Below are 19,806 nucleotides of genomic sequence, written 5' to 3'. Positions count from 1 at the left end.
AACACCCATTATGCTATAGTCTCACCATTATAATAGAAGAATGGATTTCGGAGGTACGTATGACGCAATTAACCTATACTAAATTATTAAATGAAACACTTGAGAAATATGTAGAGAGTGGTGTGGAAGAAGCTTATCAATTTATCACTCAACATGCAGATGAAATAAAGGGTGACCATGCTCAAATCTACAACTTTAAATACTCTTTAGCCGCTGCATCTGGTCGTGAGGAAGAGGCTCTTGCCATCATGAAAGAAGCGATCATTGAAAAAGGACATTGGTATTCCTATGAATACTTGAAGGAAGATGAAGACTTAGATTCCATCCGAAACTACGACGATTTTCAGTACATGCTTGATCTTTGTAAGAAACGTGAAGAAGAAGCAAAAGAGAAAGCAAAACCCGAGATGGATGTCATGATGCCAAGTGCTAATGATGAAGGTCATCCGCTACTAATCGCTTTACATGGAAACCAGGAAAACAATCGCCGCACCGAAGAAAACTGGTACACTGCACCTTCTCATGGTTATACATTAGCGATGCCTCAATCATCCCAAATTGAATTCTCTGGTGGTTACTCCTGGGATGATGTTGAAAAAGGATCTCAAGAACTAGAAGCGCATTACGAGGAATTGAAACAACATGGGAGTATAAATGAAGATCAGCTTATTCTAGGTGGTTTTTCTGCTGGTGCCAGGGTTGCCCTTCACACTATCTTAAAAGGTGACCTGCCTGTAAAAGGATTCGTTTTGGTCGGTCCATGGCTCCCTGACATTGATGAGTTAGCTGATAACTTAGAGTATCTTGCTGACCAAGAGATCGAAGGATACGTAATTTGCGGAGATCAAGATCAGGATTGTCTTGAAGATACCAATCGATTTGTGGAGTTATTGAAGGAGAAGAATGTAAAGCACACGTATAAGCTTATTGAAGGATTGGATCATGACTATCCAGAAGACTTCCCTTATTTATTAGAAACTGCTTTAAAAAACATTATAAACAATAAATAAACATTGATGGTTACTCAAAAGTGTCTGCTCCACTCGGATCAGACACTTTTTTATCGATTGTGTAAGAGGAACGCGATGGACATTCACCACGTTCATAAAACACTTAACCTACAGCAGGTGCTCCACCCTGTCTTTGCCCCAACTCTTGATCTAACAGCAGTAAGGCTGAAGGGTTATTCTCAGCTAAAGTTAAACGTTCTACGATGGTTAATGATTGAGCTTCCTCATCAATTTGTTCTCTTAAAAAGTCTTGGACGATAACAGCTGTTTGAGGATCGATTTGATTGATATAATCATAGGCTTGACGGTAGGAGTTCGTAACAAATTGCTCATGCTCTAACACGCTTCTAAATGTCTCAAGTGGCGTACCAAAATTAGTAGGCTGTTCTGGTATTTCCTTTAACTGAACGATTCCGTCCTTCCCTGCAAGGTAATCGATCAACGTCAACATGTGAGTGCGCTCTTCTTCCGATTGAAGTCGTAACCATTTAGCCATGCCTGTAAAGTTTTTACGATCCAGATAAGCCGACATTGCTAAATACAATGTTGTAGAAACATGCTCAATTTGAATTAAATTATTTACGAGTTGCTGTACTTCTTCTTTCACCATATATAACCACCCCTATATACAAATTCATTTATAGAATATGTATCAAAATGGAGAAAGTGCCTAGTGATTTATTATGGAGGTTTACTTAATCAAAACTTTTCACAAAAAAAACTCTCCCACATCACATGAAAGTTTTTCCTAAATCAGGTAAAGTTAGGTGTAACGCTACAATAGGGAGGACTTTATTTGGAACTTACATTAAACAAACAATGGGATTTAGACTCTATATACCCTGGAGGCAAACACTCTGAAAAGCTAAAGAAACAAATAACTCAACTCAACCATGAAATACCCGTCTTAATTGAAGAACTTCAATCACCTCTAACACCCCAAGAGCTAGCACAACACATTCAAGATATTCAACATGTTGCACTAAACGCATTTCAGGTCGATGAGTACTGTATCTGTCTGTATTCAGATCATGTTCAAGATGAAGATGCCTTAAAACTTTTAGATCAAAGCAATCATATAAAAGCAAAAGTACAATCTTTAAAAATCGAATTAGATGGCAAACTAGGTGAGCTTACAGATAAAGAATGGAACGAACTTTTGGAAGATAAAACGCTTAAATCAATTCGTCCATTTCTTCTTCATAAGAAACAAAAACTAAGTGAACAATTACCTCAACAAATTGAAGAAGTCATCAATACCTTATCGGTTAATGGAATTCGTGGTTGGGAAGATCATTATGAACAGCTTCTACATCGTTTAGAGGTTCCTGTGGAATGGGACGGGGAAACACAAAAACTATCCATCAATGAAGCTATTATACAATCAATGCTAGATACAAATCGAGAGAAACGAAAAGTCACTGCGAAGGCCGTTGAGGAAGTTTGTCATCAACATGAGGACCAATTCGCTTCAATTTTCAATCACTTCGCTGGCTTTAGACTGGATACATATCAGCTAAGAGGCTTCGAAAACACTCAAAAGGAACTGTATGAGAATAACCGAATTCAAGAAGATTCTTTAACTAGTATGCTGAAGGCTATAGAACAAAATCAAGAACTGATCCAACGATTCACTAAACGTAAGGCTCAACTGATGGGATTAGAACAACTCAGTTACTATGACATGTATGCTCCCTACTTTACTTCGAAGTCAAAACTGACATATGAAACGGCTGCGGATATTGTAACAAAACAGTTCCAATCATTTAGTGAAGAGATGGGCCATATTGCTGACCGTGCATTTAATGAGCAATGGATCGATGCAGAGTCTCGAAAACATAAGGGCTTTGGTGCTTTCTGTGCTTCTATGCCTATAGAAAAGCAAAGTCGTGTTTTACTTTCATTCAAAGGAGACTATCAGGATGTAGTGACGTTGGCACACGAACTAGGGCATGCATATCACAACTCCATTCTCCAAAAAGAGCCGACTTTTTCTCAAGATACAGGTACATCATTGGCAGAAACCGCCTCTACCTTTGCAGAGAACTTAGTTTTAGATGCAGCTATCCAATTGGCTGAAACAGATGAAGATCGACTATCTCTATTAGAAATGAAGATTACAAATGCACTGAAATACCTTAGCTTAATCCCTGCTAAATTTGATTTTGAAAAGCAATTCTATGAAAAGAGAAAGACAGAGAAACTTAGCGCAAATGAAGTTAAGAATTTAATGTTGGAAACTGAAAAACGTTGGACTAAGAATCAATTAGAGGAATACGATCCATACAATTGGATTACCATTTCGCATTTCTATTCCTCTGAGGACTCTTTTTACAATATTCCATACACGATTGGTTATCTTTTCAGCAATGGCATTTATGCTTTATCAAAAACGAAGGGTAAAGGTTTTGCCAATGAATATGAACAATTATTAAGTCATACAGGGAAAATGTCTCTAGAACAATTGGGAGAGAAGTTTCTAAATCAAGACTTAACTGAGGAAGATTTTTGGCAAAAGTCTATTCAACCTATCTTGGAAGCGATTGAGGAGTTTGAAAAGCTAACGGAGAAATATGTGTAAACTCTAATCATAAAATTATAAATACCTGTCATTACCTGTGTAAGTTATTCTCAGGTAATGACAGGTATTTTATTTTACACGTTAACAAATTCACTTCTAAACTTCCTTTTATACTCTTCAAAATTCCATGTTTCTAAGAATGTTGAAGCTGCATCATATCCGGAATGATATAGCCACTGTTCTTGACTCTCACTTAACCCAAAATCAGTAATGGAGATGTTTCCTGTTGGGATCTTCACTGTTCTGGTATCAGCTTCTTTATCAAGGTGACGTAGGTCATGAGCTTGTAGCATCGTTTTAAAGATCGATTTGTAAATCCCGATTGTTCCCAGATTTTCTGAAGGGTCTGGGTTGGTTTCTTCTCGAGTAAAGTGAAAGCCGAATGTTGGCCATTTAGGCATGTAAGGGGTATCGAAAATCCATATCGGAAAATTACTCAGAATCCCTCCATCTACCATATAAATTGGGGATTTGTATTTATTTGTTTTCCATTTAATCGGCTGAAAGTAATAAGGAATCGTGCTACTCATCGTAACAGCCTTTGCAATGGAAAAGTCATAGGTCTCCCCATACTTTTCAAGGTCATCTGGGAATACTGCCATTCGTCCATTGGTGATATCTGAGACAATAATTTTTAACTTTCCTTCTTCAAGGTCACGGAAGCTGTGTACGTTTTTCTTGGCAAGGAGTTCGTTGATCCATTCTTCTTGAAAACGATTCTTATAAAGTCCACCCTTAAAGGCGAGGTTAATTCCGTTCCCTATAAAAGGAATATGATTGATCCAATTCTTTTTCATAAAATCTTGATAATCTAATGATTCCATAATCTCTAATAGTTCTGAACCTGAATAACCACACGCTAACAGAGCTGCAACGATAGATCCCGATGAAGTCCCAGCTAAACGGTTCCACTCATATCCATGCTCTTCAATCGCTTGTACAGCCCCAACATGAGCAATCCCTCTAACGCCGCCACCTTCAAACACACCATCTAGTATTTTCACGTGATAGCTCCTTTTTATTTTAAATATATCGAAGGGGTGGTGAGATTGTCCAATTTTATATTTTATTTATTTCACCAATGGTTCACTAATGTTATCTATTCTGAATTTATTGGTGCGCTTAGCTCTAGACCATAAAAATACAGCATGCACAATTAATACAGAAATGATTACATAATTATAAACTGAAGATCCCTCAACTTGTGCCGTTAAAATAAAAAAGTTGTTCAGCCCATGGAAAATAATAGCGATAAGAATCGATTGATTGTTCACTATTAACAAGGAGAGCACCATACCTATTAAGAAAGCATATGTAATTTGCAATAATGTATCCTCAATAGATTGTCCACCAAGAAGTTGTAAGGAATGAGTTAAAGCAAATAGAAAACTTGATGTGAGAACTGCAAATCTAAACCCCTTAGAAATCAGAATATTGATCATAAAACCCCTGAAAACCATTTCCTCAATGAAAGCAACAATAAGGATTTGCGTTCCTAATATCAGTATTAAATCCGTTACGGATGTGACACTTAATCCTCCATTACCAATTAATAATAGAGTTAATACTATCAATAAAGGAGACCACAGAAGAATGTTTTCCTTATCAAAACAAAGACTATCTTTAGAAAAGAAATTCCGCCATTTTTTTGTTTTTATAAGGTAAAAGTAAAAACCTATCGCCAATGGTAAAAGACCAATATATTGCATAAAAGGATTAGAAGGATTTGTGAGTGTGGCATAAATCCCGTTTATAGTAAAAAAGAAAATGATCAATAACTCTAACCCTAAGATTTTAAGTAATAACTTAATCGTATTTCCCATTCCCTCACCCTCTCTTCAACGTTGTCTCTATCTGCTCGCTCCGTACTTCTAATAGATAGTTTTTAATAACATAATCCCTCCCACCGTGTTCATCATACCAAGCATTCACCTTACTTACATGCTCTTGGTCACCTCTTACGTTGGCTTCAATTTCTTTATATTTTTCATAACTGTCATACTCCCAAATAGCAAATATTTCAGTAGTGGTTTCATCATTCGGTATCATCCATCTCCCTAGTAATCGTGCACCATGCTTAATTTGATTAGGTAGATTATTTTCATTAAAATGCGCATTAAAGACTTCTACAAATTCATTTTTCACAATGTAAAACTTCCTTCTATAAAACATGTTTCCCACTCCTTATCGTTATGTAAATTAATCGTACATCATTGTTAACTCTCAGACTTTATTTAATCGAGTCTATTGGTTTGCTCTAGATGGTATACATTCTCCCTTTACACCCTGTTTCCTCCTAATAATGTTTTGATTTACCAATTTGTTACTAAAAAAGAAAAAGCATAAGATGGGTTAGCATCTCATGCTTAATTGAAATATTTTGTCTATAGTTAGGAGTTTGATTATCTTCTTTAAGAACCTAAAATAGTTCTTGGTTTTTGCATAACACTTAATTTTTCCAATTCACTATAGCTTCCCCCTGTTCCACTTGTTGGTGTTGTGTAAGTGTGGTTTGCTCCACCTTCCCAAACCACATTTCCGCTTCCATCTATTTTAATAAATTTAAATTCTAATGAGGTTCCCGCTGGTACACTTACATCATAATACCATGTTGGATAGGAGTAGATAACTTGATTAAACATAGGTTATAAACTCCCCCTTTTTCACACGCATTGCCCTCTACTTTTTATAAGCGCTTTATTAAAAATTAACTAAGTACTTTCTATATAGATAAAACACTTAGTGAAAATTAAATAAATTATATACGACCACTTTTTTAGCTATATTCTCGTTGTCAGCATTTGTATAATACCATACCCTTACTTTATTACCATGTTTTAAATCATCTATATTGTTTACAAAGAGTGATCTAAAACCTAAGCCTGTTATTCTAGTTTGACTTGTAATTTTCACTTCTAAAAGCATATATGAAGCATCTGGCTCGATTTTAAGTTCAGATAGAACTAATGTATCCCCATTAACATCAGATACTTGCTTCTTCTCATCATAATCACTAAATCGTATAAAATCTATAACATACCAAGCTACAATAATTACTACAAATAAAGGGATTAACCATTTAAGTGATTTCAAATAACCCACCCTCTTCTGCCCACCTTAATCATGGATAACTGTATTTTGAGATAACTCTAATAAAATATCTTCTCTCTAGCCCCTTAGTAATAATGGAATGTGCTTAATACTCTTCTTATGACTTCATCAAATGCCCAAAAAAAGAACGAAAAAGTTATAGCTCCTATAAAGACCTCATTAGCTTCAGTTTTACTCAAATCTTGAATTAGGCCTAATAAAACAGGAAAAATCCCGCCAAAGAACAAATGAAAAATCATGGCTAAGAAAGCCCTCTTAACTCCCGAAAATTGTTTGGTTACATAGTCAGAAAAAAATGTTACAGGAACCCCATAAAGCAATATGAAAGGCGAAAACATATAACTAGTAAATAAAACAGTATAAACAAAATCTAGATCCAAACTTTCATCGAATAATACAAGCATTAATAAAGTCATTGAGATTAAAGTAGCTAGTATAATAGTAATGAACTTCCTGATAATAATCATAGATTTTCTCCCAAATAAGATTCTTAAATGAAACTGCCACCTAGATCCTAAAATGTTATCCAACACAGAATAGTTATGAAAAACAAAAGCGTTTCCAATGTGGTTATTACTGGATTCATTCTAAACACTCTTAGAAAAGGAATTGGTTTTTGAATTACTTCATTTAAAAGAATGCCAAGACTTCTTACAATGAATAAGGTAAATATAGTCATTAGAATTCCCATTAAAAACTTTTCTTCAAGAAAAAAACCAATTGCTAAAAGCATTATCCAGATATGAAAAACTACATTTACTATACTTTCGTAAACATCTCCCAACATTCCGTGAATCATCCAATTATCTCTATCTTCCCATAGTTCCTTGTCCTGTTGTTTATTACTGTAACTTAAATGTCCAACTTGTAGAGCCATGGTAGTGATGATCATTATTAGAAATAAATATCCAAAGACCGAACTTAATATAAAAATTTGATTACTATTTGTTATAGATAAAAACAATGGTATTGGAGTCATTAAAATAAATGCAAAACAGATTAATAAATGTAATAATGCAGATTCACCATTTTCCAGTAATTTATTTGCTGTAAAGATTACAATTAAATATATTAGAACTCCTAACCAACCCAATATCATCAAACCTAATTCCATACTAATCCACTCCCAGTATGACATTATTCTACATAACACGTAGAATTTCCTTTTTATGGGGAGAGTGTGGTCTACTACGGAAATTTATCTGTTCACTTTTCAATTTGAGGATAACCTTGATCATTTCAAGACGCTATCTCGAATCATAGAATTCACCATACTGGTCAAAAAACAGATAAAAAGCGCAAACCTTTACTCTAGGTTTGCGCCTTATACTGAACACTTGAATTGTGGGTAACACAAGGATAATACTGACTTTCGGAAAAAGAACGATACCTTAAACCACAATTACTCTTCCATTTCATAATATCCACGGTCTTCCCCGTAATACTGGTTATATCGTTTCTTAAACTTATAGAAAAGATAAGAACCAATCACCTTTACGATTGCATAGCCCGGAATACCAAGAATCACACCGACAACACCAAATAAATTACCTGCAATCATTAAAACAAGGATGATCGTTAATGGATGAATTTTCATAGTTCTACCCATAATATTCGGAGAAACGAAATTCCCTTCTAAAAATTGGACTGCGATCCATACAATTACTAGCTTTAAAAACATAAATGGGGAGTTAACAATTGCAATGATAGCAGCTGGAATTATTGCAATTGTTGGTCCTAAATAAGGTACAACACTAGTTACTGCGGCGATAATTGCTAATGTGAATGCATAATCAAGACCTATGATAAGGTAACCAATGAATAATAGAATACCAATAACAGTAGCGACAATAATCTGCCCTTGGATATATGACCCAACTTGAATATCAATATTAGTTAAGATCTGTTTCGTATCATCTCTAAATTTCGGTGGAAATAATTTTATGGTAAAACGTTGAAACCTTTTACCATCCTTTAATAAGAAAAATAAGATAAATGGAAAGGTTACAATGGACACAATCGTATTTGTAATCGTACTAGCGACATTCTGAACCCCTTGAAAACCATTAGAAATATAAGTTCCAATTAATTGCGGCAATTCACCTAATCTTTCCATTACCCAGGTATAACCATCATCATAATATGGACCTAAAAATGAACTTTGTACCCATTGAGTCATCGTATCTCCTAGCTGTTTTAGATAATCAGGAAAGGTTTGAACTAAATCTTTGATCTGCGCTTCGATAGATGGAGCAGTTAACAAGATAATTCCAGTTAAAGCACCACTAATACCGATAATAAGAATGATTACTCCCCAAATTCTTTTAATCCGTAATCTTTCGAGCAAGTCTACAATTGGATTTAATAGATAGTATGCTACAAATGCCAGGATTATTGGAGGTACTATAGTAGATAAAATGACCTCTAGTGGATAAAATATAAATGATATTTTAGTGTATATATAAATGGTTATTCCAACTAGAAGAAAGAAAGCTAATATGTAAAAAAAGGTCTTACCACCAATCAATTTTAAAAATCTATTTTCATCCATCCTTAAATACAGCTCCTTTAAAAGTAATGCACCAAAAATAAAGGTGCCTGTGTCATCCGAAATATATCGAAATCGACAAAGAACGAGAAGTGTCAGGCACCACATTTTTCGTTTCCAGTCTTCAGCTAACTCAAATTATTCCCCCACAAAGCATGTAAAAACAACAAATAGATCGTGAACAACGCCGTAATGATCATGAAGATGACTGGAATAATTCTATAGTTGTTATTTTTTCGTATTGTTACTATATAGATACCAGACGAAAAGATTACAAAACTATAATAAAGGTAAAACATTAAATAATGTGTTAATGGCCCCAAAAATAGAGCAAATACCGAAAATTGTAATAAAAATGCTAATGTAGAAATAGCAACCCATTTCTGCTCATTTCTAATTGATATTATATTTCTGATCGAGTAGAGTATTGAAATTATGATTAAGGTAAGAAGCAGCCATTCATATATGTAAAACAGCGATTCATTGTTTACAGCAAAATAGTATCCTAGTAAAGACAACGGTATAATAGCTCCAAGTACATAAACACTTAACTTGAGATGAATCCCTTCTTTCAATTTACTCCCCTCCCCTTTTAATCTTTATCCACTATAACTTCCCCAGTTATAGCATCGATGTAACGAATTGATGTCTTAGCATGTCGATCACAAGCCTGATAAACTAGAGTATGGGAATACTTGAATTCAAGATCATATATAATATTTATTATTAAAAACTACCACTGAACAAATCAACTAAACAATATTTAATTCAGTATCTCATTTAAGTTGTCTGTATTCCCAGTCTTTTGAATTTCCAAGCTGATTTTTGACTGTATTGTTTTCCCAAATTCAAAACCTTCAGGAGTGTCATTAATAGGTTTGACCTGAAGTATCAATTGTTTAATTTCGCTTATATCATCTACTTGATTAAATGTGTGATACTCAAATTGTTCAAAAGTACCTGTAGCACTAGGCCCATGCACACCTTCCAGCTTTTCACCATCTTTGTTTTTACCAATTACTATAAAATTAGATCCATCCTTTTTAGCATAATCATTCCAATGATTGTACCAAATCCCAAAGAATACTTCATTTGTTTTAGGAATGTAATAAAAATAATCCGTCAAATGTATCTTCTTCTCTGAAAGGTATTCATCTTTATTTTTGACCTTAAGTTTAATAATTTTGGCGTTATCTAGTTCATATGTTCCTCCACTTAGCTTCCATAAGATAGGTGCTGCTCCCCCTGACTTCAATTTAAAGATTCTTTCATTTTTTTCATAGAATGTATGTACTGAAAATGGAATAACCAAGAATAATACTAAAAATAGAATTACGATATATCTTTTTCTCATTCTAAACCCCCTCTCAACAGTATAATCGATAAGAAATATTACATTTTTCTGTTTAAGTAACGCAATTCTTATTAAAGTTTCGGGCTCTTTAACAGAAGACTTGAGTTCGAGATAAATTACAAATATGATCTTCCACTAACGCATCCTTTAGCTTAAAGTGAAATAATTCACAATGTATTCCATTAAGGAAGCTTGGGAAAAATCCAAATTTAATAACTCCTTATTTCCAAGCGGACATATATTTCTTTTGATATTTACTATCTTCTTCGTACTCAATCAAATCCATTGCTATTTCCTTAATTTGCTCATCTTTTACTTCATCATATAATTTTTTTAACCCCACAATCATATCGTATCGAATCAAGGTATAATTTTTTTCGTCCATTCCATTTTTAAACCTATCAATAATATGATCGAGAAGCATTTCTCTTTGTTCTTGTCCTGCTAATCCTACTTTCCAAATTGATTGTATAGTATGGCGAGCTGTTACAAATTTTGAATCTTTTGTTACTTCCCATAACGCCGGGAAATCATGAAGCATCCGTTTTTCAGGGTCACTGATTGCTAAAGCAGATAGAAACTGTCCTGCTCTGGCTCTACGGTGATTATCGCGATCAGTAAGCCAACCTATCATTTGATCCCATACTTCATAAGACCAGTCTACTTTTTCTTTGGTTGCATTAATTATATTCTGAAATGCTTCATATTGTAAATTTTTGTCTTCCCCTTCAAGGTTTGCAAAATAAGACTTAATTGTATCATCCATTGTAACACCTCTAACATGATTTATTATGTAAATTTTATCCTATTTATGACCTCTTTCAAACTATACTAACCTGTCCTTTAGTTGAAGAACACCAAATTTAAATCCCCTCACATTTTAACATAAATATCCAGTTGGTGATCAGTTATATTTATGATCAAAACAAATAAAAAAGAGCTTTTCTTATTCTAGAAAAGCGCCCTAAAGCTGAATATTTGACTTCGAGATAAATTGCAAATATGTTCTTCACCGATTGCACACGTTAGTTGTAAATTAACTATTTATCCTCATTGTTATAATTTTCTAATTCTTTTTCAATTTCTTCATCAGGAATTTTTTTATCTTCAATATCGAATATGTCCATTTTATTTGCTATCTTAGTGACTTTTCTATTGTTATCAATTATAACTCCCCAAGCACCTATAAGTAATATAAGAATTATGAATAAAAGAATTAAGACCACACTATCCCCCTCTCTTATTACATCAACCTGCCTCGTTAGTTGAAGATCTTTTCTTCACAATCTAATTCAAATTTTAACACAAATATCCAGTTGATAACTCACGATATTATACGAGCGATACAAATTAAAAAGCCTTTCCTTATTCCAGAAAAGCGCTCAAAAGCAGAAGAATTGAATTCGATATAAACTGCATATATGCTCTCAACTATTGCACGTTTTAGTTAAATAAATTGTAAATTGAATTGATCATTTTATTAGAACAGTCTTCTTACCTACCTTGAACTCATCTAAAAAATTGCTCAATCTCATCCTCAAATGATTGGGAATCCCCCTGTATTTGCTTAACCATATTGACCCAATCCTTATTATTAATAATAACGCCCCAATAAACATCCTTGTATATGTCGGTAGTGACCCCGTTATCCATTGAGCTTACACCTCCGTTTATAACTTGATCCTCATCTGGGACATGAACTCCTTGAATATGATCTTGTACTGCCGTAAACCATACCTGATTCAATTCTTTCATCACATGTAATCGTTCTATATCTTCATTTGACAATGATAGACTTTCTTTCTCCATCTGCTTTTCAAGGCTTTTAACAAATTCCCTGAATTCAACAACCATATACACCGGATATGGGCTAGACGGATATTCTTCATCTATTAGTCCGAGTGATTCCGCTAACTCAACAATGGTCCGAGAACTTTCGGTCATCCTTTTATAATGTGATTTCATTATAGCAAGTTGATTGCTATTTATTTTCTTTTCTGTCATCAAATCATCTAATAAAAAACTGTTTAGCGTCGTGGACCATGCAACGCTCGATACATCGTTGAAAAGCTGTTGTGAGAGATATTTTTCATATTGCCTATTCTCCATATATTGAATGAAGCTAAATAAACTAAGAACAAAAAAGAGCAGAAAACTTATCCACATCCCCTTCTTCAACTAGAAAACCTCCTAATTTAAAAGAATCTAATTGTAGTATATTGCAACCACAGTTCTTCATTTTTTCACAATGTTTCTCTATTTTAACATAATTACCCAATCAGATTGCGAAGAGAATTTTTCTGCCTTTACCTTTCCGAAAATACAAAAAAGACGCTAATTCTTATTAAAGAATTGCGCCCTTTAACGTAACACTTGATTTCGAGATATTTTTTTCATAAACTATAACACGCTACACTTGAAGATTAGAATCCGTATTGGTCGATAACTTTCCCATTTTTATCTAATGCCTTTATTGGTCCCCAAGCGTTAACTTTATAAAAATAACGACCTGAGTTTATAGGTATGATTTCTATCTTCTCAATCTCGTTATTAACTTCTGCTGTAACAGAAGAAATATTTATATCTCCCACCTTTCCGAATGCTATCGGTATTTCTATTACTTTTCCTTTTTCATTTTCAATATGTAATATTTTGTGATGTGCAGCAAATGAGTCGCTTGCAACTGTGTCTATTGTGGAATCGTTTAATTCCCAGTCTGAATCACTATTTTTATCCATTAAGGCAACCCCAACTCTTTCAAACTTATCATTTCCGTCTACATCATAGGCAGAAAAGAAAACGAATGTTCCATGATTTGTTTCCTGTTTAGATATAATATCATTTACTTCTATTTCGCCAGACCAACCATTGTGTATTGCCTCTTCAGGTGATTCATTGCTGCAACCTATAAATATAAAAACAAGTGATATCAACAGTAAGTGCATTGTAAATTGGGGGAGTCTTTTTAATATCAATGGCAATTATCCTCCTATATGTTTCTTAATCCTTTTCTGTTTAATACATTTAATTTACAATCTAGTTGAAATTTTAAAATGAATATCCAGATAATAACCTAATAAACTGTGCAATTAAGACAAATTAAAAGGCTTTCCTTATCCCAGGAAAGCGCCCGTTCACTGAAGTCTTGAAGTTGAGATAAATTATCTCTCATTGAAAATATAGGTGAAGAAAAATTTTTACAAGTGCTATACATTCAAACAAGGTTCTCAATTATTTTTAACCATTCTTTATTTCTTCAAACCATTCCTCAGCTACATCAACAGCGGTTTTTAGAGGATTATTAGAATAGACATTTTCATATTTATAATCTGCCTCTAAGCTATTGTTTTCGACATTATAAACTAACTTTATCTCAGTAGGCATATCTCTTCTATGTTCATTACATAAATCATTTATTTTCTTAATATTATCATTGATGATTCTCAGAACTACTCTTTGCCGATCAACTGAAGTATCGTATTGTAAATCGTTGTTATTAGCTTCTAATACCTCATTCAATTTATGATTCATAACAACTCTTCCATTTATACAATAAAAGAAATCGTTAGAGATAGCACCTTCTTCAAATGAACAATATATAAATATTTTTTACGCTCTATTATCTACATACTTCAAACAAATTGCTATCATATCTGCTTGTAATTCACTGAAAGTATCTTCAAATACTTTGCTCATTAAAATCACCTTTTCTTTTAAGAGTAACTATGTAAATATAATCCTTATTATTTAATTCACCTCAACAGTAATATCGTTAAATTTGTATCTTTGTTAAAACTAAATATCAAATAAAAAAGAACGCCCCTGTTTATTACAAAAAAGCGCCCTATAGAGGAATACTGGAATTCAGGATAAATTTTTTATGATAAATAACAAGAGAAACTAAAGGTCCCTATTTATAAAAATATAACTACCTGTGTAAAGCCAAATGTTCCCTATTAACATAATCACACCTAACAGTATGACCAATTGAAAAGATACTTGAGAAACAGATTCGTTTGAGACTTTACTCAACCTAACAAATACAGAGTATAATATGAAAACAGGTAGCCCATAAACTAGATAGAATATCAAAGTTAAAGTAGCCGGTCCCATGATTTGTGTCCCTATTATTATAGCGGTAGCATAAACCAGAAACATAACAATCCCATAAAGAATGTAATACCTGATAATGATCCCTCCTATTTAGCGTAGCAGACAACATTCATTAAAACCTATTTACTACTAATCCCCTAACCATTCAAGGATTTGAATAAAGAAATATATAGTCGGTAAGAAAAATGCAACAATAAACATGATGATACTAGACCAACTGAAATTCCCATCAATATCTCTCCAAAATAAAAAAAAGTGTCTCAACCAATCCCTCATGCCAGAGTTAGCCCCCTTTTTGATAATTGGACTTTCAACTGACCAATTAGCTGACGTTATAAAACAAAAGCGCCTTAATGCGGAATACTTGATTTCGATATAAACTTTTATATCATTCAACTAACATCCATTACTTTACAATTTCTTGTACCTTACTGGTTATTAAATGAGTTGAAATAAGAGATAGAAAATAAATTACGCCTTTTAGTTCTTCTGGAACCAAATCAATTGCTCCAAAGAAAAATGTTACTAAAATAGGAATTACAATAAGAAAAGTAACATATATTTTTAATTGTTCATTCATCATTTTAACCCCCTATTATTTTTTTCTTGTCCAAATACCTGCAAGTTTGCTTTATCACATCTCTTTTAAATTTAATTTAAATTTTAACACAAATATCCATAATTACTTGCACTTATGTACAAACCTAGACAAATAAAGAGGGCTTCCCTTACTCCAGGAAAGCGCCCGATTGTGGAAGACTTGAACTCAAGATAATTGAAACTCTAATCAGATCTTATCTCTGTTTATTGAATTTCCTTAGTTTTATTAAACCCTATTTTAAACCCAAATATTGATACTATTATGCTTATTATTAAGAGAACATAGTATAAGAAAATCAAGGAATTATTAGCTCCCCAAATACCCAGAAAACCTATGTATTGATGACTAATAAAAAGTAAGAGCAGTAAAAGAAAAAATAAATACTTTCGATTTAAAAGTAATGAAAAAAGTGCTGTAATATTTATAAAAACTACGATAAAACCAACAAACATTTGAAACATATCACACCACCTATTCTTTCTTAAGGACTGCCTGTTATTGCATAAACCACAATTTCAATACAGGTATTAAAAAATCCTTTCTCTCCTCAAAATTAGCTAATAAAAAGACACATTCTGTTTTCAGAATCGCGCCCTTATCATGAACACTTGAATTCAAGATAATTATCAAAATGAACGTTTACCCTAACCAAATAGTTTAAATTCATTTTCACACATTTTAATCTTCTAAATCAGCGATATATAAAGGGAAATTGTCTGAAACTGATTTCTTCAAACATTCCATATGACAAAACATTTGTTGTTCCTGCTGAGTATCACTAGCCTTATCCCAATTAGATACTACTATAATTGAAGTAATATCTGGTTTTTTTGATATTATCCTCTTATCACAAAAACAACATTGATAGGAAGAATTATCATTCATAACATCACCACATTTCGTACTTCTCTTTTTAACTCAACTAGCCCTTAGTATAGGTACATTTTCTCACAACTAATTCAATTCTTATAACATACAAATATCCAGTTAAACCTAGAGGTTATAATATATCAAGATAAATAAAAAACGGGCTTTCCTTACTCCAGAATTGCGCCCGATTAATGAACACTTGAATTCGAGATAAATTAAAAATATGATCTTCAACTAAAAATATTTTCATTTATCCATATGTTAATCTTTGAAATAAACGGTATTTCTAAATTGAAGAGCTATCGATACTCCATACTTCAAAATTATGATTCACAGACCTTGTAAATAAAGTCACTTCTAACCCTAAATAATCATCCTCACCTGTCGGTATATGTTCTGTAAGTCTTGTTTCTATCATAATCTGATATCCCACTGGATTAACGTGATTAATATAAGAAACAGAATTTATATAATAATTTCCTGTTAATTTGCTACGTACTGGAAATGAATCTTCACTGTCATCAAAACACAAACTATCATCATGGATATAGTCCAACAATTCATGGTGAACAAACGACAACATTTCATTCCATCTTTTAGCTAAGTCTTGATATTCATTTAAGCATACTCCGTTATAAATGGTGATCCTGAGCTCATTTTCATTTTCTATTAATTTCAGATCCATATTTAATATCCCCTACCACTGCATTAACTTGAAAGAGCATTTATTTAAATTACTTCTTCAACAGAAGTAAAATATCCTTCTTCCACATAACTCCCAGTTAGCTTAAGTACATTTGTTAACAAACTAATTAAAATTTCAACATAAATAACCAATTAATTATCCTTATTTATACGATCAAGACAAATATAAAGGGCATAACCTTATTCCAGGTTTGCGCCCGTTTACTGAAAACTTGAAATCGAGATAAATCACATATGTGCTCTTTAACTAACGCCCCCCTTAATCAAAAAAGCTACTGCTTTTGTTCAGTAATCGTCACCCATTTTGCTGAAGAGATCATTTCTAAATCTTGCATAAGAAATAGCCCGTACATAAGATATAACGAATAAACTTTCTTCAAGAGTAAAAAATAACAATACGTTTTAAATAGAAAAGGTAAAGATTCCGTTTAAAACAAATAAATAATGAGGTGAACATTTTATGAAAAGGGTTTTAATAATCTTTATGACCTTAATATTATTCCTGATGAATATTCCTATAGCCGTTAATTCTAAGAAGGATGATTTTCATCACCTTAAGTCCTATGCTACAACTCATGATATGTTTAAATCATTAATAGAGCCAGATTTAACTGAAATATTACATGAAAAGCTAGGCTCAAATATCGATTGGAGTTATAATAAGAAAGATATTCTACGAGTAACATTAGTACAAGATAAGTCCACTCCTAAATGGTATGAGGTCCATTATTTAATCAATTACAATAATTATGAAATATATGGAGAAAGAACTAAAGGAAAAGCTGTAGTGAAATTAAAAATTATCCCTGCATCCTTTAATAAAGAAAAGAATTCCAAAAATGAAGTAAAGTTGATAAAGATAGATAATATGTATGTTACACCAAATATGTAATATATCTAAACTTATCATGAAGAGTACAAATTGGACGCAAACTCTTATTAAAGAATTGCGCCCGTTTATGGAAAATTGACTTCAAGATATATCACTCATTTTTTGAGTGGTTATAAACTTTATATATATCATTTCGAAGCTCTTTTCTTTTCGCTTCTAACATCTTAACTTTCCGAAGAGTTAGCAAGCTCATTAAAGAAATAATAAGATACTTTGAGCTAACATTTTCTTTATCTTGATCAATAATTTTTTCCATCAAATATCCTCCAATTAAAATAAATTCTAGAGCTAATAATACTTTTCACATTAATAAAGGTGTGAGGAAGTAGTAATATCCTTAACTGAAATAAAAGTATATTTAGTCACGGATTAGATATACCTTCCTCAATGAAGTAGGTAACATTGCCAGTAATCTCCATTATGAGGTCATCCTCTTTTATACTATAACCTTCTAATGAGCCACTCTTTTTAACTTCTTGTTTATTTAGGTCAATAAAAAGTTCCAAAATAATTTGTTGTTTTTCTACGTCTACAATGTTTACATGTCCATAATTGTTTGGAATATCTATTTCTATGTAATCATATTTGAGTGTTAGTCCTAGAGGTGAAAATGTAGTCCAATCTTCTTCCATTGTTTCTCCCCCTAATAATACTTATTTATATTTATTTTCTATATTCAGAAGTATTATCCTCTATGAGAAATGAAACTTTAATGTACTTATCTCGAATCCAAGTCTTCAACATAATGGCCCTTTAAATGAAGACTCAGTTTCAAGATATTAACTAAAATCATTCATATATCAGTTAGCCTATTTCTCAACCCCAACAAAGCTCTCTGCAACATCAATCAATTGGTCTTTGGAGAAATTTTGAGGCGAAGATAATTGATAAAATATATCTTCCTTTTCCCATTTCAAAACCTTCCCACCATTTGGACCAACTCCATACTTTCCTGTAAGTGAATCATTTATTACAACCTTATCTTGAGTGAAGTCGATAACATTTCTTTGCCCCTTCATAACACCAAGTAATAAATAATCATTATCTTCATTGTAAAATTTTACTGATAGCATTCTTCCCCCACCCATTTCCGGTGTTTTTATTTTTATATTTTCTGGCTTAAAAGGTAAGGTTTTAGGAATCATTGGATTAAAGTTTAGTTTCGTTATTTCATGCTTCAACTTAGATGTATTATACGTGTGCATTTGATCGCCACTACATCCAACCATAAACAATAAGATGAATAAGATATGTAAATGTTTCACTGTTTTTCTCCTAACTTCATAATATAACTCTCTACTTATTTATAGCATCAAAATATGTTTTGGGATAATTATGTGATACTTGCTTAAAAATAAGCTGTTCTAATTTATCTTTTGGAAGTTCAGTGTTCACCTTATTCGATGAAACTTCTATTCCTCTTTTAACTTGTTTCATATAACCAGTCATCGTTTCAAGGATTAGAAGTTCTTCCTTATCTAACTTCCCATCTTGATTAAATGGAGGAATCCTCTTTTTATTTATCTCTTCCTGTATATAAAATCCTTCTAAAATTATCTTAGGAGATTGATAGAAAAAATGTTTAGGGACATTTAAATCCACATAACTCCGACTAAAGCCAACTAAATAATAAAGTCTCATCATCTTCCCTTCGAATCCATGCAAAAAATCATCTAAGGAATCCCCCTTTGGTTTCTTCTCCTGAATGGTTTCAGCATAATCTATCGCATGATATAAATTAAAATGTAAGTCATTTAAAAAATCCTCATAATTCTCTTCGTTTTCAACTCTCTCTTTTCGGTACATATTCCCAATAATCACCAATGTAACTACTAAAATAAAAACGATTATTCTATAGATCAGTTTTGTAGACATGAAATCGGACCCCCAACCTTAATTTTCCATAAACATACTATATCAGAGGAACTCTGGATCTAACACCTGTTATCTTTAATTGATTCATTTTTACAGGATCTTTAGTCAATAAAAAACACTCACAGAGCCATGCTCCATAAGTGTTC

24 protein-coding genes and 1 pseudogene are annotated in these 19,806 nt (G+C 32.7%); 3 read left to right on the top strand and 22 right to left on the bottom strand.

Going from position 1 to position 19,806, the window contains the following annotated elements:
- Positions 1–59 precede the first annotated feature (59 nt).
- The gene (locus tag H514_RS0106835) at positions 60–1,010 is read left to right on the top strand and encodes an alpha/beta hydrolase (protein ID WP_027446294.1); all 951 of its coding nucleotides are present in this window, start codon (positions 60–62) and stop codon (positions 1,008–1,010) included.
- 103 nt (positions 1,011–1,113) lie between these two features.
- Here the strand turns inward: H514_RS0106835 and H514_RS0106830 are convergent, their stop codons facing one another.
- Positions 1,114–1,620, bottom strand: coding sequence for a ferritin (locus H514_RS0106830; protein ID WP_197063049.1), 507 nt, complete (start codon positions 1,618–1,620; stop codon positions 1,114–1,116).
- A 186-nt stretch (positions 1,621–1,806) separates the two neighbouring features.
- Between H514_RS0106830 and H514_RS0106825 the strand changes: the two genes are divergently transcribed.
- On the top strand, positions 1,807–3,591 hold the full coding sequence (locus tag H514_RS0106825) for a M3 family oligoendopeptidase (protein ID WP_027446292.1): 1,785 nt from the start codon (positions 1,807–1,809) through the stop codon (positions 3,589–3,591).
- Positions 3,592–3,665: 74 nt separating this feature from the next.
- Here the strand turns inward: H514_RS0106825 and H514_RS0106820 are convergent, their stop codons facing one another.
- The 17 genes and pseudogenes from H514_RS0106820 to H514_RS0106730 all read right to left on the bottom strand — a co-directional run bounded on the left by H514_RS0106820 (position 3,666) and on the right by H514_RS0106730 (position 16,873).
- Positions 3,666–4,595 (bottom strand): patatin-like phospholipase family protein, encoded by a 930-nt coding sequence (locus tag H514_RS0106820; protein WP_027446291.1) that lies wholly within the window; start codon positions 4,593–4,595, stop codon positions 3,666–3,668.
- A 66-nt stretch (positions 4,596–4,661) separates the two neighbouring features.
- Complete coding sequence (locus H514_RS0106815; RefSeq protein WP_027446290.1) at positions 4,662–5,414, bottom strand: CPBP family intramembrane glutamic endopeptidase; 753 nt, start codon at positions 5,412–5,414, stop codon at positions 4,662–4,664.
- A 4-nt stretch (positions 5,415–5,418) separates the two neighbouring features.
- Positions 5,419–5,763, bottom strand: a complete 345-nt coding sequence (locus tag H514_RS0106810; RefSeq protein WP_027446289.1) for an NIPSNAP family protein — start codon at positions 5,761–5,763, stop codon at positions 5,419–5,421.
- Positions 5,764–6,002: 239 nt separating this feature from the next.
- Positions 6,003–6,236: pseudogene (locus H514_RS0106805) on the bottom strand (carbohydrate-binding module family 20 domain-containing protein); the annotation flags it as partial.
- Between the two features lie 94 nt (positions 6,237–6,330).
- The gene (locus H514_RS0106800; protein ID WP_154657345.1) at positions 6,331–6,684 is read right to left on the bottom strand and encodes a hypothetical protein; all 354 of its coding nucleotides are present in this window, start codon (positions 6,682–6,684) and stop codon (positions 6,331–6,333) included.
- An 83-nt stretch (positions 6,685–6,767) separates the two neighbouring features.
- Entirely contained in the window at positions 6,768–7,169 is a 402-nt protein-coding gene (locus H514_RS0106795) for a hypothetical protein (RefSeq protein ID WP_027446286.1), read from the bottom strand.
- Between the two features lie 47 nt (positions 7,170–7,216).
- Positions 7,217–7,816, bottom strand: coding sequence for a hypothetical protein (locus tag H514_RS0106790; protein WP_027446285.1), 600 nt, complete (start codon positions 7,814–7,816; stop codon positions 7,217–7,219).
- A gap of 288 nt (positions 7,817–8,104) precedes the next feature.
- Entirely contained in the window at positions 8,105–9,253 is a 1,149-nt protein-coding gene (locus tag H514_RS0106785; protein ID WP_027446284.1) for an AI-2E family transporter, read from the bottom strand.
- Positions 9,254–10,013: 760 nt separating this feature from the next.
- A complete protein-coding gene (locus tag H514_RS0106775; protein WP_027446282.1) occupies positions 10,014–10,604 on the bottom strand; it encodes a hypothetical protein in 591 nt (196 codons plus the stop codon).
- Positions 10,605–10,824: 220 nt separating this feature from the next.
- Positions 10,825–11,370: a hypothetical protein gene (locus tag H514_RS0106770; protein WP_027446281.1), complete on the bottom strand. Its 546-nt coding sequence runs from the start codon at positions 11,368–11,370 to the stop codon at positions 10,825–10,827.
- A gap of 274 nt (positions 11,371–11,644) precedes the next feature.
- Positions 11,645–11,830 (bottom strand): hypothetical protein, encoded by a 186-nt coding sequence (locus H514_RS0106765; RefSeq protein WP_027446280.1) that lies wholly within the window; start codon positions 11,828–11,830, stop codon positions 11,645–11,647.
- 283 nt (positions 11,831–12,113) lie between these two features.
- A complete protein-coding gene (locus H514_RS0106760; RefSeq protein ID WP_027446279.1) occupies positions 12,114–12,782 on the bottom strand; it encodes a hypothetical protein in 669 nt (222 codons plus the stop codon).
- A 245-nt stretch (positions 12,783–13,027) separates the two neighbouring features.
- Complete coding sequence (locus tag H514_RS0106755; RefSeq protein ID WP_027446278.1) at positions 13,028–13,579, bottom strand: hypothetical protein; 552 nt, start codon at positions 13,577–13,579, stop codon at positions 13,028–13,030.
- A gap of 262 nt (positions 13,580–13,841) precedes the next feature.
- Positions 13,842–14,210 (bottom strand): DUF600 domain-containing protein, encoded by a 369-nt coding sequence (locus H514_RS22645; RefSeq protein ID WP_231566562.1) that lies wholly within the window; start codon positions 14,208–14,210, stop codon positions 13,842–13,844.
- A gap of 913 nt (positions 14,211–15,123) precedes the next feature.
- Entirely contained in the window at positions 15,124–15,297 is a 174-nt protein-coding gene (locus H514_RS24625; RefSeq protein WP_154657344.1) for a hypothetical protein, read from the bottom strand.
- Positions 15,298–15,996: 699 nt separating this feature from the next.
- Complete coding sequence (locus H514_RS24620; RefSeq protein WP_027447685.1) at positions 15,997–16,203, bottom strand: hypothetical protein; 207 nt, start codon at positions 16,201–16,203, stop codon at positions 15,997–15,999.
- 271 nt (positions 16,204–16,474) lie between these two features.
- Positions 16,475–16,873 (bottom strand): hypothetical protein, encoded by a 399-nt coding sequence (locus H514_RS0106730; protein WP_027446276.1) that lies wholly within the window; start codon positions 16,871–16,873, stop codon positions 16,475–16,477.
- Between the two features lie 480 nt (positions 16,874–17,353).
- On the opposite strand from H514_RS0106730, the gene H514_RS0106720 reads away from it, so the two are divergent.
- Positions 17,354–17,785 (top strand): hypothetical protein, encoded by a 432-nt coding sequence (locus H514_RS0106720; protein ID WP_027446275.1) that lies wholly within the window; start codon positions 17,354–17,356, stop codon positions 17,783–17,785.
- Positions 17,786–17,876: 91 nt separating this feature from the next.
- Here H514_RS0106720 and H514_RS24615 read toward each other — a convergent pair whose 3' ends face one another.
- The 4 genes from H514_RS24615 to H514_RS0106700 form a co-directional block, all read right to left on the bottom strand.
- Complete coding sequence (locus H514_RS24615) at positions 17,877–18,041, bottom strand: hypothetical protein (RefSeq protein ID WP_154657343.1); 165 nt, start codon at positions 18,039–18,041, stop codon at positions 17,877–17,879.
- 106 nt (positions 18,042–18,147) lie between these two features.
- Positions 18,148–18,417, bottom strand: coding sequence for a hypothetical protein (locus H514_RS0106710; RefSeq protein WP_027446274.1), 270 nt, complete (start codon positions 18,415–18,417; stop codon positions 18,148–18,150).
- Positions 18,418–18,594: 177 nt separating this feature from the next.
- Positions 18,595–19,050 carry a DUF4367 domain-containing protein gene (locus tag H514_RS0106705; protein WP_027446273.1) on the bottom strand — a complete coding sequence of 152 codons (456 nt, stop codon included), beginning with the start codon at positions 19,048–19,050 and terminating at the stop codon, positions 18,595–18,597.
- Between the two features lie 31 nt (positions 19,051–19,081).
- Complete coding sequence (locus tag H514_RS0106700; RefSeq protein WP_027446272.1) at positions 19,082–19,660, bottom strand: hypothetical protein; 579 nt, start codon at positions 19,658–19,660, stop codon at positions 19,082–19,084.
- Positions 19,661–19,806: the final 146 nt, after the last annotated feature.

Source organism: Pontibacillus marinus BH030004 = DSM 16465 (assembly GCF_000425225.1).
Lineage (GTDB): Bacteria > Bacillota > Bacilli > Bacillales > BH030062 > Pontibacillus > Pontibacillus marinus.
This window is presented reverse-complemented; position numbering and strand designations above follow the sequence as displayed.